Raw genomic sequence first — 13,690 nt, forward strand, 5'->3', positions numbered from 1 at the left:
TTCAAAGGGGGTGTTTTGTGCTTCCTGAAGTGGAGATGGCAAAAAGCTATTGGGATTTAACTTCTATTGAGCAAGAAAAGAAGCTTAAAGATGTTGCGAAAGAGTTTGAGGCGTACTTTTTCAGAGTTTTTCTAAAAGAAGCGGAAAAGACGATACCGGAAGGTTTGTTCAATAGCTCGTTTGCAGCCAAGTTTTACTTAGATATGTTTTCCATGCAGCTTTCTGAAGTTATCGCTCAAAAAGACCCACTTCATTTTGATTCTTTTTTTGAAAAAGCAATCAAAGCCTACCAGAGTTATGGAAAGGAAGGCTGATGAAAGAGACGCTTTCTCTTTACTACACTAAATTTTACAAATATTCCGATGTTCTTTTTGTCGTTCTTATACTTGCGATTTTGGCTTCAATGATACTCCCTATTCCTCCGTTTGTTCTGGATATTCTTTTAACAGCCAGTATTACATTTTCTCTCATTATCCTTATGGTGACTGTTTACGTTAACCACCCCCTTGAACTTTCTTCTTTTCCTTCTTTGCTTCTTTTAGCTACTCTTTTTAGGTTGTCCCTTAACGTTGCTACTACAAGGAGGATACTCCTTCACGGTAATGAAGGTCCTGACGCTGCAGGTAGCGTTATTAAGGCTTTTGGCGAGTTCGTTGTCGGTGGCAATTACGTTGTCGGTCTTGTAGTGTTTTTCATCTTGGTTGTTATTAACTATATCGTTATAACGAAAGGAACTGAACGTATTTCTGAAGTGGCAGCAAGGTTTACGCTTGATGCGATGCCTGGAAAGCAGATGAGTATAGATGCAGACCTTAACGCAGGATTGATAGATGAGCAGGAGGCAAGGAGGCGGAGAGAGGAAATAGCAAGAGAAGCAGACTTTTACGGCGCTATGGACGGTGCTTCAAAGTTCATTCGTGGTGATGCTATAGCAGGGATAATTATTACCTTTATCAACATTATAGGTGGTCTCATAATAGGTGTTTTTCAACATCACATGAGTTTTGCAGATGCAGCAAAAACGTTTACCCTTCTAACTGTAGGTGATGGTCTTGTTTCTCAAATTCCTTCACTAATTACCTCTACAGCTGCCGGTTTAATGGTAACAAGAGCTGCCGCTGAAACCGATTTAGGTCATGAGATATTTAAGCAGTTAACGAGCTACTATAAACCGCTTTTTATGGCATCTTTGGCTCTTGCTATTATGGCGATAGTTCCCGGCATGCCTACCGTTCCTTTCGCACTTCTTTCTGCACTTATAGCTGCTGTGGCTTACATGATATATCAGTCTGAAAAGCAGAAAGAGATAGAAGAAGCTGAGAAGAAAGCTCGTGAACTTTTAAAACAATCACAGAAAGCGGAAGAGAAACCTGAAGATATTGTTGTTCAACCCGAGCCTCTTGCTTTAGAGATAGGTTATTCGCTTATTCCTTACGTTGATGAGTCGCAGAACGGAGAAATCGTAAAGAAAATAAGAAATTTGCGTAAACAGATAGCCAAGGAGTTGGGGATAATAGTGCCTCTTATTCATTTAAAAGATAACCTTGAACTTAAACCCGGCGAGTATCGGATTCTGTTAAGGGATGTGGAAATAGCCAGAGGTGAGGTTATTCCGGGTAAATATTTAGCTATAGATACTGGAGGAACGAAAGGGAAGATAGAAGGTATTCCTACTAAAGAACCTGCATTCGGTTTAACTGCTTACTGGATAGACGAGAGTCAAAAAGATAGAGCCAAACTTTTGGGTTATACAGTAGTTGACGTTCCTACCGTTATAGTTACTCATCTATCGGAAGTCATAAAGAAACATGCTCATGAAATCGTTAGTAGGATAGAAGTTAAACAGTTAGTTGATAATCTTTCTAAAAAGTATCCTGTGGTAAAAGATATAGTTCCTGAGATTGTTCCTTACGGAATTCTTACAAAAGTTGTTCAAAATTTACTCAGGGAAGGAATTCCAGTGAAAGATTTGCTTACTATTATTGAAGCGGTGTCTGATAATATAGAGAAAACGAGAGACCCGGACGTTTTAACTGAGTTTGCGAGGCAGGCTCTTTCAAGGCTTATTACGAGTCTTTATGCGAAAGATGGAGTTATAACTGCTCTTTCTCTATCTCCGGAAGTTGAAGATTATATTGTGGAGAAGGTTAAGCAGAACAACGGTTATTTGCCTCCTCTTGATCCTGTATTTGTTCAGAATTTGGTAAAAGCTGTAAGCCAGAACGTTGAAAAGTTTATAATTAACCAGATAACGCCGGTGATATTGACCTCTCCGGCTGTTAGGAGATACGTAAGGCGCATATTAGAGCCTTACCTTCCAAGCGTTGCTGTGCTTTCTTATACGGAAGTAGAACCAGGCGTTAAGGTTAACCTAATAGGGACGGTTAAAACAGAATGAACGTGAAGGTTTATGAGGGAAAGGATTTTGAATCTGTGGTAGAAAAAGCGAAAAAAGAGTTGGGAGAAGATGCTTATATTCTTTATTACGAGGTAGAGAAGAGGGGGATTCCACCTTTCAGAAAAAAGTACTTTAGAGTGTTTTTCTCTGTAAACGGTGGGAAGCAGAAAGAGGGAGAGAGCGTTCAAGAGATTCAGAAAGTTGAAAAAGAGATAGAAGAATTAAAACAGTTAGTTTCAGAAATTAAAAATGCTGTAGAGAATCAATCAAGCGTTCCTTTGCCTGTTCCAGAACATATTGACAACGGCGTGTTTTTAGGAAAAGAGATACTTACTGAGTTTACAGGAGACGCTGTTGAACTGATACAGATTTTAGTTAAAAAAGGAGTTAAACCTGAAGTTGCTGCTGAAATTGTTAAAGAGTCCTGTGGACTTGATATAGAAACTGAAAAGCTTGACCTTAATACGTCTTCCTTTAAAGAAGCTCTTTTAAAAGGTATTTCTGCAAAAATTAACTTTACAGGAGATTTTCAGCCTAAAGAAGGAGAGAAGGTTGTTTACGCTTTTGTAGGTCCTACAGGTGTTGGTAAGACGACCAACCTTTTTAAGTTGGCTTCAAAATTTGTTATAGAGGAAGACCTAAAAGTTGGAATAATAACAACTGACACGTTTAAAGTGGCTGCCGTTCAGCAGGTTAGAGAGTATGCTCACGTTCTTAATATTCCCTACTTTGTTGTTTCCGATTCAAAGAAAATGAAAGAGGTTATGGAAAAGATAGAAGACTTGGACGTTATTCTTATTGATACTGTTGGTAGGAGTCATTACGACTACTGGCGATTGGGAGAAATAAAGGTTACTCTGTCTGGATTGAACGTACCTTTAAACGTTGTTTTGCTTGTAAGCTGTAATTACGAAACTTCTGAAGCTGTAGAGGTTGTTAACAGGTATAGGTCTTTCTTTCCAGTGAACGCTCTTTTCTTAACGAAGTTGGATGAAACTTCTAAGCCGGGTAACTTGCTCAACTTACCGTTTATAACTTCTTTGCCTCTTTCTTATATTAGTACCGGGCAAAGGGTTCCTGAAGACTTGAAAGTTCTTTCTCCTGAAGTTATTACAGACATTCTGTTAGGGAAATAGATGAATAGTCAATTGGAGAGTTTAGCTAAAGCTATCAAGAGGAAGAAAAAGAAAAAGAAGCGGTGTAAGGTAATAACTGTATCAAGCGGTAAAGGCGGTGTTGGTAAAACGGGAGTTTCCATTTCTTTAGCCTACGCCTTGTCTTCTATTTTTGGTAAAAAAGTGCTTCTACTTGATTGCGATATTGGGCTTGGGAACGTTCACGTTGTTTTAAATTTAAGACCGGATAAGAGTATTCGTTCTTTGCTTAACGGCGAAAAGATAGAAAATGTGATTCAGAGCGTAAAAGGACTTGATGTTATTTTGGGTTTTTCTGGGATAGAGAGTTTCATTGATTTTGAGTCTTTTGAATCGGCAGATTTTATCTACCAGTTGGAAAAAGTTTTTGAGAATTACGATTACGTGGTTATAGATAACGCAGCTGGTCTAAATAAGCAAACGGTTAGTTTTTCAAGAATTGCCGATTCTACTTATATCGTTACTACACCCGAACCGACTGCTTTAACGGATGCTTACGCTTTTGTTAAGTCTATGTACAAGCTGTACGACTATAGCAGCTTTAAGGTAATCATCAATATGTGTGCTTCCAAGAGAGAGGGCTATAAAACTTATGAAAGGTTGAGAGATTCGGCTAAAACCTTTTTGGGACTTAACTTGCCTCTTGTGGGAATCTTACCGTTTTCAGAAAGGGTAAAGGAATGTTTGTTGAAAAAGAAATTGATTCTTGAATCTTATCCTTCAGACCCTTATTCTTTGGAAATTAAGAGGATTGTTCAGCTTGAGGTAGGTGAGATTATTAAAGAGGATTTAAAGGAGGGATTTATCAGCAGGTTGTTAGGTTTCTTAAAGTGAGAGGGATTGGTTAGATGTACAAAAAGTCAAAAAAGGAAATCGTACTGGAAAACCTACCGTTGGTTAAAAAGGTGGCGAGTAAAATTTACAAAAGGCTTCCTGATAATACTCTTGAGTTTGAGGAGCTGGTAAACGTTGGAGTTATTGGTTTGATAAAAGCTATAGATAAGTATGATGAGAATAAGGCTAAATTTTCTACCTATGCTTATATAAAGATAAGGGGGGAGATTTTAGATTTTTTGAGAAAGTTGGATTTTGTTTCCAGGGGAGTTAGGGAGAAGATAAAGAATGGAGAGATTGAGGATATAAAGGGCGAAGCAGCAGTTTTTCTTAGTATAGAAGAAGCTCTTTTTGGAGATGATAGTACCTTGACTTTGGGCGATACGCTTGCTTCTGCAGATGATTCTCCTGAAGATATAGTTGTTTTAAAGGATTTGAAGGAAGCTTTAGCTAAGGCGATATCGCAGCTTAACGATAATGAAAAACTTGTACTTCAACTTCTTTTCGTTGAAGAATTTGATTTGAAGTCTGCAGCGGAAGTTATGGGAGTTTCAGTTTCCCGAGTTTCTCAGATTAAAAAGGCTGCTCTTTTAAAGTTAAGAGAGTACTTGAAAGATTCTGTATAATAGAAGCAGGTTTTATTTGGGAGAATAGAGATGATTAATCTCCTCTCGTTATTTTTTTTCAACGGTAAAAGTTTAAAGAGTATAAGTAAGGGGAAGGAAACTACTGTTGAATCTGTGGGAAGGGCGGGAGGTTTTGAGCAGTTATTACAGCTGTTTGATTCTAAGGAAGTTAAGGGTATCGGTACTGATAAGCAGAGAAAAGAGATAGCCGACGTATTTTCAAAGTTTTGTAGTGCAGGAAAAAGAGAATTTAAGGTTCTGAATTTGAATAGTGAAAATAAGAAAAAAGTTAAAAGAAAAGAACTGTTAGGAAATGAGTTTAAATTGGTAAGCTTTGAAAAGGAAGGGCAAGAAAAAATTAAAAATAGCGCCATAGGTGGGCTGAAAAATAGAGTGTTCACTTTGAAGCCGAAAGAAGGGGGAGTGGAAAGTAAGGTTAAGGTTAGTGTTAGGGGGCTTAGTGGGAAGGGGGAAGATAAAAAGAATGGTATTGCGGTAAGTGTTAAAGTGAAAAGAGAAGAAAAAGGGCAGAGAGAGAAAGTTAAAAAGGAAGTAAAAATTAAAGCTTCTCATCAAAATTCTCAGCAGGTAGCTCCGGCGATTTTTAAAGGTGAAGAGGTAAAAAAAGGGAAAAGAAAGTCTGTAGTTTTTGATAGGGTTTTGAAGGCTCCGGAAGAGAGGAACGACAGAATTTACGCAGAGATTGTTCCAAACGTTGTTTCAAAGCCTGTTGGTAATTTAAATGTTGATAAAACTCCTCTGCAATTGGAAGTTAGTTTAGAGAAGAAAAGGAAAGTTAATGGTAATTATGTTGAGAATAAAAAGTTAAAACTGAAAGGTGAAAAAATTCTTTTATCGGAAAGGGCGAGAAAGGCGGTTAAGACTTTAGCTGTGAAAGAGAAAAAAGAAAAGAAAGTTGTCCGTTTGCCGTTTGATGTGAGGAATGTTAAGGAATTTGTTCTCAACGTTTCAGAAAGGGAACAGGTATCGCGAATTGTTGATGCTGTCAGGCGGGATTTTTCCTTTACTTCGGTGGTTCAACATAGGAGTGAAAAAAGTGAAGTTCCTGTGATGAATAACTTTACCTCTAACTATCAAAACATTCCACTGCACGATGTGAGTAATCCTTCGTTTTCTAGTTACTCTCAGAGCGGTAATTCTAACGACCAGACTTTTACTCAAGGTAAGGAAAATAATGGCTTGTTTCAGAATTTTTCTCAGTTTGAGATAAACCTTGAGCAGTTTTCAATGAAGGCTACTTATCGTACCGGTTTTATAAATCTGCAGCTTAACTTTTCTAATTTATCAATGGTTGATTCGGCTTTAATAGAAGAGGTTAAAAACGTTATCCGTTCTATGAATATGGGAGGGACCTTTACGTTTAAGGTAAAAGGAAAATCACTTTATTCCGGTAGGGTTGAAAAAGAAAAAGGCTCAGTAGAACTTAGAGTATAAAAGATGAGAGCGCTGCTGTTAGTATTGGTGTTTTTTTCGTTTTTTTTACCGCTGCAAGGATTTGCCAAACTTGAAAAAGGTTCTTCCTTGAATCTTGAAAGAGAAAAGATTCTGTTTCAAAGGGGATTGAGGCAGTTTAAAATAGGCTCTTATTCAACTGCTCTTGAGTATTTTCTCAAAGCTTTAAAGCCTAACTCTCCGTATTACAGGAAAGCTCTTTTAATGCTTGCCAAAACCTACTACGCTATAGGTAGGAAAACGGGGGAGAAAAAATATCTGTGGCAGGCACTTAATTATATTCAGCTTTACTTCATTACTTTTAAAGAAGATGAGCAGCTTCCTTGGGACTACTATTACACTAAAGCGAAGATTTATGAATCTTTGGGTTTCTATGAGCAGGCTTTAGCCCTTTATAGGGTTGCTTTTTTGGCTGCGAAGACCGAGGATGAAAAGATAAAAACAACGGTGGGGATTATAAGAACAGCGGTGTGGATAAGAAGACCCGATATGGCAGATGAGTATTACATACTTATATCCACTTCTAATTTCATAACGCCGCAGGAAGATAAAGAATTGGAGTTTGTACGTGGTTTAATGCTGTTTAGCAAGGGAAGGTATAAAGAAGCTCTGCCGTTTTTCTTTAAAGTTTATAGGCAGTATGAAAATTATTTAATAGATAATCCGGAGTATTACTATTACGTAGCCGAAAACGTTTATAGAACCGGAAATTTAAAGTTAGCAGAGCAGCTTTTTAGAAGGATAGTAAGTCTTACTAAAGACCCTTTGGTTGTGAGGAAGTCTATTTTAAGGTTGGGGGATATTGAACTTAGGAGGGGAAATAGGAAGTTAGCTTTTGTTTACTACTATTCGGTGATTAGAGATTATCCTGAAACGCAGGAAGCTCAGGTTGCTCGTCTGAAGATAATTCCTATGATGAAGTATCCAGAGATTAAGTACAGGACGGAGCTTACGAAAGATAAAGCATTTAAAGACCCTATAAAGTATGTGGCTCAAATTTTAGTAAATTATAGAACTACTTACGTAGGAGTTTACGCTCTTGCAGATTTGGGATATCTGGTTTTCAAAATAGGTTCTCCAGAAAGCGTTTTTAAAAGACTTACATGGGAAGTTTCTCTTATTTTTCCTCAACAGGTAAAGTATGAGCAAGCGGAGTTTTTCCGCTCTTTGTGGTCGCCATATTTGTTGTCTCTTCCTGCTGAAAAGATGTGTGAACTTTATAGGTCTAATCCTGAGTTTTTCCAGAGTATTTTTAGCAGACAGGTTCTTTTGAAAGTAGCTTCAGACCTTAAGATGTGTAATATGAGGAGACTACGAATAAAGCTTTTAGAGTTTATGATTAAAAAGTGGAATACCGATGAGGACATAATATTAATGGCTAAGGCTTTGTATGATAGCAGGGAGTTTGAGGATGCTCTTCGTTTTCTGAGCAAGGTTAAAGATAAGCACAGGTGTGATTATTGGAAGTTGGTTTATGAGATTTCCATTTTTCTTCCTGAAAAGAGACGTAGTAATTTAAAGCCGTTGGAAACAGCTTGCAGAAGTGAGGATTTAACGGTTACTGCAATTAAAATCTACTATTTATCCGCAAATGGAAAACTTGAGAATGCTTTTAATCTTTTAAAAAGTAATGTAGAAACTATAGTAAAAGAGTATAATAAATCAGCGGTTGTTAAGGCAGCAGTTGATAAGTTTTTGGATGTGGCTCTGTTAAGAGGGAATTATGGTTTTTCTTACGCTCTCTCCAAGTGGTTGTTGGAAGGAGGGGAAAAGGATTGCTATACTTATAGTTACTTTACCATCTCTTCTGTGAGGTTGGGTAGGATTAAGGAAGCAAAAAGCGTTTTGCCTGATTTGAAATTATGTAAGGACGACTTTGCGAAGCTTGCAGAGATTGTTTATCAGGATGCTGTGATGCAGGAGGAGTTGAGATGAAAGGGGTGTTTGGGGAGGTGGATTTTTTAGAAAAGTGGTCTTCTTTTTATTTTGATAGGTCTAAGGTTATACAGAGTAATATTGCTAATGTTGATACACCTTTTTATAAACCCAAAGATTTGGTCTTTGAGAGAGAACTTGAGCGTTCTATCCCTCTTAAAAAAACAGACCCGAAACATATTGACCCTTCTGCTGAGGAAAAATTGAAAGAAGTTGAAGTTCAAGATGTTAGCGGTTATGATGGGAATAAAGTTAATTTAGATAAAGAACTGGGAAAGTTGGCTGAGACTGCAATAATGGTAAGGACTTTAAATGAAATTATTCGTAAAGAGATGGGAAAGCTTAAGCTGAGCATTCAAGGGAGGTAGTTGTGATATTTAAAGGGCTTGAGATATCCCTTACAGGTATGATAGCTCAAAGGGTTAGGATGGATATTCATTCCAGTAACCTTGCAAATGCGAATTCCCTTGATGAAAACGGACAGCCGTACAGACGAAAAATACCTATTTTTGAGGCTGTTTTGCAGAAAGAGGGTAATCTATCCTTTTATGAAGTTAGGGTAAAGGAAATAACAGAAGACCCATCTCCGTTCAAAATGAAGTATGACCCTACAAATCCTCTAGCAGATAAGAACGGATACGTTAAGCTTCCTAACGTTGACCCGCTAAAGGAGATGGTTGATATGATGTCTGCAATGAGGAGTTACGAAGCTAACCTTACTGCTTTCAATACTTGCAAGAACGAGATTTTGAATACCGTGGATATACTCAAAGCTTAATTGAGGGAGATTTGTTATGAAAGTTGGTTTTGAAGTGAAGGCTCCTGCTGTTTTGAGTTTGGGTGAGAAGAGAGAGGATAGAGATAAGGGATTTGTTGAGGTTTTTGAGGATTTTCTTAAAGATGTAAACAACGACCAGTTAGAAGCAAGAGCTGTAGAAAAAGAGTTGGCATCGGGGAAAGTGGAGAACTTGCAGCAGGCTATATACACCATTGAGAAAGCTGATATTTCTCTTCGTTTACTTGTTGAAATAAGGAATAAAGCTGTTGAGAGTTATCAAGAAATAATGAGAATGCAGGTTTAAGGTAAGAGGTTAATAGGTGAACCTTGAAGAGATAAAGACAAAAGTAGAGAAATTCTTGAGAGAGAAGGCTACTCCTAAAAATATAGTGATAATTATTTCCCTTTTAGCGATTCTTTCTTTTTCAACAATAGTTTTGGTGAAGAAAGGAGAGGGAGATTATGCTGTTCTTTATACGCATTTAAATCCTGACGATGCTGGTGCTATTCTTTCCGTTCTCCAGCAGGAAAAGATACCGTATAAGGTGGTTGGTGACGGTAGTATTATTTTAGTTCCCAAAGATAAAGTTTATGAAGTCAGATTAAAGTTGGCAGCTAAGGGTTTACCTCACGGTAAAGTTGTAGGTTTTGAGATATTTGATGAACCTAAGTTGGGTATTACGCAGTTTCAAGAACACGTTGAATACTTGCGGGCGTTGGAGGGGGAGCTTGAAAGGACCATAAAGCAGATTGATGCTGTTAAGAATGTTAGAGTGAATATAGCTCTTCCTAAGGATTCCATATTTGTTAGGGAAGAGCAAGAACCAAAAGCTTCAGTTTTGGTTCAGCTGTGGGATGGCATGGATTTAACGCCAGAACAGGTTAAGGCTATTGTTTTTTTGGTTTCTCATGCTGTTCCCGGTTTGAAACCTGAGAACGTAACGGTGGTTGACAATAGGGGAAGGGTCTTAAGCGATATTTTGCAGGAGGAAAAGGACAATTTAGGGACTTCAAAAGAGTTAGAAATTAAGCAGAAGCTTGAAAGGGAGATTCAAAGGAAAGTCCAGTCAATGCTCTCTCAGGTTTTAGGTGGGGGAAGGGTTGTTGTAAGAGCTTCTGTTGAAGTTGAGACTGGAAAGGTGGAAACGCAGAAGGAGATTTACGACCCGGATAAAACGGCTGTTGTAAGTCAGCGGAAGATACAGGAAAAAGAAACGGGAATAGAGAAGAAGCAGCAAGGAGTTCCAGGGACTTCAACGAACGTTCCTCCTGTTGTTAATTTGAATGGAGGGAACCAGGTAACTACTAAAGAAAAGAAGGATGTAACTACGAACTATGACGTTTCTAAAACGATTGAGAAGTCTGTAACTCCTGTGTTTAAGATAAAGAGGATTACTGTTGCTGTTTTGGTTGATGGTAAATATCAGAAAGAGAAAGATAAAAACGGCAACGAGATAATAAAGTTCGTTCCGCGCTCTCCGGAAGAGATAAAAACTTACGAGGATATAGTTAAGAGCGCTATCGGTTACGACCCTAAGAGAGGAGATAGAGTAACGGTAGCGAGCGTTCCGTTTGAAGCGAGGGAGCTGTTTAAATCTACAGAAACAGGGAAGCAGATACCTTGGTACTACTATTTAATAGCTGCTTTAGGAGTTATGGGACTTGCTTCTGTAGTTCTTATAAAAGTTCTAAAAGGTAAGAAAGCTCCGCTGGAAGAAAGTGAAGGTGGAATGGGAGTTCCAGAAGCTGTTTTGGCTGAAATGAAAGCGAGAGCTGAGCATAGAGCGGAGCTTGAAGAGATTAAGATAGAGCAGGACCCTATTTATTTGAAAATAGTGGAAATTGCGCGGGATTATCCGGAGCTCATATCTAATATAGTTAGTAAGTGGATAAAAGAGGAAGGTCTGACTAAATGATAGATATAGAGGATTTTACTCCTCTTGTTTCAGGTCCTGAGGAGAAGGAAGAGGGTGATAAATCGGTAGATGATGTTGTAAGGGAGTACAACGCAAAATTATTAAAAATAAAAAAGGAGTACGAAGAGCTGCTAAAGAAAGAGAAAGAAAACGCTTTCAGGGAGGGTTTCCAAAAAGGATTTGAAAAAGCGAAAGAGCAATTACAGGAAGAGTTTTCTTTAAAACTTTCGCAGGTAGAAAAGGAATATGAAGGAAAGTTGAGGTCGTTAGAATTTGACCTTTCAGCTTTTGAGAGAGAGTTAAAGAACAAAGAGAGAGAAGTAGTGAAAAAGTTAGAGAAATTGTTCCTTTCTGCTGTCTCAGAAATTTTAGAATTTCTTTATATTAGCCCAACCAATGCTGAGTACGTTGTGGATAAGATAAAAGAGGTTGTTGATGAGTTTTCGCGGGAGAATTTGGTTTCTATAGAGGTGGGAAAGGGTTTAGCGCCCTTTATTAAGGGAGATAATGTGACGATTAATGAAGAGTTGGGTAAGGGGGATTTTAGAATTAATTTTGAGCTGTTTTCTATAGAGTCTTCTTTGAAAGAAAAGTTGGAACTTTTGAGGGAAGAGTTTGAAAGAGAGATTAAGAAGTCTTCCTAAGTATAAGGTAATAGGGCGCGTTTCTGGGGTTAAAGGTAACGTTGTTGAGGCAACGCTTCCGAAGGTGCATATTGGGGATTTTTGCACGATAGATTCTTCAATTGAAGCTGAAGTTGTAGGGTTTAAAGATGGAAAGACGTTGCTTATGGCTTATAGTGATACTACGGGAATAAGTCTTGGAAGTAGAATTGAATCCAAAATAGCTGGGTTGAAGATAGGGGTTTCCAAAGATTTGTTGGGTTTGATTCTTGACCCTTTTGGAAATCCTTTGAATGCAGAGAAATTTGTTCCTACCGATTTTGTTCCTTTGAAAGCGGAACCTATCAATCCTTTAAAAAGGGATAGGATAAAGGAACCTTTGGACTTGGGAGTAAGGGCTATTAATGGGCTTTTGACTATAGGGAAGGGGCAGAGGGTGGGGATTTTTTCAGGTGCAGGAGTTGGTAAAAGTACTCTTTTAGGGATGGTTTCAAGGTATACTGATGCTGATGTTAACGTTGTTGCTCTGATAGGTGAGAGAGGAAGGGAGGTAAGGGAGTTTATAGAGGATAATCTAAAAAATGGTTTGGAAAAATCTGTTGTAGTTGTAGCTACTTCTGATATGCCCCCTCTTGCTAAGGTAAGGGCTGCATTCACTGCCTGTGCTATAGCGGAGTATTTCTCTGATATGGGAAAAAATGTGTTGTTGCTTATAGATTCTTTAACAAGGTTTGCTATGGCACAGAGGGAAATTGGACTTGCTGTAGGAGAACCTCCAACTTCAAAAGGTTATACGCCTTCAGTTTTTACTCTGATGGCGAAATTGGTAGAGAGAGCAGGGAATTTTTTGGGCGGTGGAAGTATAACGGGTATTTATACTGTTTTAGTTGAGGGAGATGATATATCCATGGACCCAGTTGCTGATGCGGCGGTGGGCTTTTTGGATGGACATATTGTTCTTTCACGAGAGCTTGCCAATAGAAGGTTATATCCTGCAATAGATATAGTCAGAAGTATAAGCCGTTTGACTCCTCAAATTGTTTCTGAAGAAATACTGGAATTTCAATCAATAGTTATGGATGTTGAGAGTACGTACAAAGAGAATAGCGATGTTATTACTTTGGGCTTGTACAAAAGAGGTACTTCCCCCAAGATAGATTTGGCTATAGATGCTCACGAAAAGATTGAAAATTTTATAAGGCAAAAGGTTGACGAGAAGATTGATTTGTATAGAAGTTTTGAAGATTTGAGAGGTTTGGTAGAATATATAAAAGTTCAGGGAGAACGCTATGGCTATAGATGGGATTAATGAAAATATTTTTTATTCTTCAGACCAAGAACCTAAAGTGGTTGATGCCAACTATGATAATTCCCAAATGTCACAGTCTGATTTCTTAAAGGTTCTTCTTACCGACCTCCAGTGGCAGGACCCCTTACAGGCGGAAGATATCAGTGATTTTATTAACAATACTGTCAAATTGCGCGAAATGGAGGTTCTTGATAAGTTTGAAACATCTGTGGACAGTTTTGTTTCTTCTATCCAGTCGCAAACGCTGTTTTACGCTTCTTCTTTTATAGGAAAGACAGTGGAGTATGAGGGGAACCAAACTTATGTAAAAGATGGAAAGGGATACGCTTCTTTTGTTTTATCCCAACCTGCCGATTTAGTTAAGGTTACTGTTTACGATTCTTCCGGTAACGTTGTGGAAGAGAAAACCTTTAACAACCTTCAGGCTGAACAGGAATATCCGATAGAGATAGACAACCCTGCGCTTCCTGATGGCTACTATACCGTTGATGTAGAAGCTTACAATGGAAATGATAAAGTTGATGTAACGGTTAATAGTTATGCCTATGTAAAAGAAGTGAAAAAGGAAGATGATGGAAAAGTTTATGTTATTACGGATGTCTCATCAATTCCTCTTGATAAAATTGTTGGGGTAGGAGGTTAAT

Annotated in this window: 14 protein-coding genes; all 14 read left to right on the forward strand. The window is 38.1% G+C overall.

Annotated features, from left to right (window positions below):
• Positions 1–17: 17 nt before the first annotated feature.
• The 14 genes from QOL23_RS05640 to QOL23_RS05705 are packed head-to-tail and all read left to right on the forward strand — an operon-like array spanning position 18 to position 13,689.
• Positions 18–314, forward strand: a complete 297-nt coding sequence (locus tag QOL23_RS05640) for a flagellar biosynthesis protein FlgJ (protein WP_283400608.1) — start codon at positions 18–20, stop codon at positions 312–314.
• On the forward strand, positions 314–2,398 hold the full coding sequence (gene flhA, locus QOL23_RS05645) for a flagellar biosynthesis protein FlhA (protein ID WP_283400609.1): 2,085 nt from the start codon (positions 314–316) through the stop codon (positions 2,396–2,398). Before QOL23_RS05640 ends, flhA begins: the two co-directional genes overlap by 1 nt.
• Positions 2,395–3,534 (forward strand): flagellar biosynthesis protein FlhF, encoded by a 1,140-nt coding sequence (locus QOL23_RS05650; protein ID WP_283400610.1) that lies wholly within the window; start codon positions 2,395–2,397, stop codon positions 3,532–3,534. Before flhA ends, QOL23_RS05650 begins: the two co-directional genes overlap by 4 nt.
• Positions 3,535–4,386, forward strand: a complete 852-nt coding sequence (locus QOL23_RS05655) for a MinD/ParA family ATP-binding protein (RefSeq protein ID WP_283400611.1) — start codon at positions 3,535–3,537, stop codon at positions 4,384–4,386.
• A 14-nt stretch (positions 4,387–4,400) separates the two neighbouring features.
• The gene (locus tag QOL23_RS05660; protein ID WP_283400612.1) at positions 4,401–5,012 is read left to right on the forward strand and encodes a sigma-70 family RNA polymerase sigma factor; all 612 of its coding nucleotides are present in this window, start codon (positions 4,401–4,403) and stop codon (positions 5,010–5,012) included.
• 30 nt (positions 5,013–5,042) lie between these two features.
• Entirely contained in the window at positions 5,043–6,467 is a 1,425-nt protein-coding gene (locus tag QOL23_RS05665; RefSeq protein ID WP_283400613.1) for a hypothetical protein, read from the forward strand.
• 3 nt (positions 6,468–6,470) lie between these two features.
• Positions 6,471–8,420, forward strand: a complete 1,950-nt coding sequence (locus QOL23_RS05670) for a tetratricopeptide repeat protein (RefSeq protein WP_283400614.1) — start codon at positions 6,471–6,473, stop codon at positions 8,418–8,420.
• Entirely contained in the window at positions 8,417–8,788 is a 372-nt protein-coding gene (gene flgB, locus QOL23_RS05675; RefSeq protein ID WP_283400615.1) for a flagellar basal body rod protein FlgB, read from the forward strand. Before QOL23_RS05670 ends, flgB begins: the two co-directional genes overlap by 4 nt.
• 2 nt (positions 8,789–8,790) lie before the next feature.
• Entirely contained in the window at positions 8,791–9,198 is a 408-nt protein-coding gene (gene flgC / locus QOL23_RS05680) for a flagellar basal body rod protein FlgC (RefSeq protein WP_283400616.1), read from the forward strand.
• Between the two features lie 16 nt (positions 9,199–9,214).
• On the forward strand, positions 9,215–9,502 hold the full coding sequence (gene fliE / locus QOL23_RS05685) for a flagellar hook-basal body complex protein FliE (protein ID WP_283400617.1): 288 nt from the start codon (positions 9,215–9,217) through the stop codon (positions 9,500–9,502).
• Positions 9,503–9,518: 16 nt separating this feature from the next.
• Positions 9,519–11,114 (forward strand): flagellar basal-body MS-ring/collar protein FliF, encoded by a 1,596-nt coding sequence (fliF, locus tag QOL23_RS05690; RefSeq protein ID WP_283400618.1) that lies wholly within the window; start codon positions 9,519–9,521, stop codon positions 11,112–11,114.
• Positions 11,111–11,758: a FliH/SctL family protein gene (locus tag QOL23_RS05695; RefSeq protein WP_283400619.1), complete on the forward strand. Its 648-nt coding sequence runs from the start codon at positions 11,111–11,113 to the stop codon at positions 11,756–11,758. The genes fliF and QOL23_RS05695 overlap by 4 nt, the downstream gene beginning before the upstream one ends.
• Positions 11,730–13,046 carry a FliI/YscN family ATPase gene (locus QOL23_RS05700; RefSeq protein WP_283400620.1) on the forward strand — a complete coding sequence of 439 codons (1,317 nt, stop codon included), beginning with the start codon at positions 11,730–11,732 and terminating at the stop codon, positions 13,044–13,046. The genes QOL23_RS05695 and QOL23_RS05700 overlap by 29 nt, the downstream gene beginning before the upstream one ends.
• Positions 13,027–13,689 (forward strand): flagellar hook assembly protein FlgD, encoded by a 663-nt coding sequence (locus QOL23_RS05705; protein ID WP_283400621.1) that lies wholly within the window; start codon positions 13,027–13,029, stop codon positions 13,687–13,689. Before QOL23_RS05700 ends, QOL23_RS05705 begins: the two co-directional genes overlap by 20 nt.
• Position 13,690 lies beyond the last annotated feature (1 nt).

The organism is Desulfurobacterium pacificum (genome assembly GCF_900182835.1).
Taxonomy (GTDB): domain Bacteria; phylum Aquificota; class Aquificia; order Desulfurobacteriales; family Desulfurobacteriaceae; genus Desulfurobacterium_B; species Desulfurobacterium_B pacificum.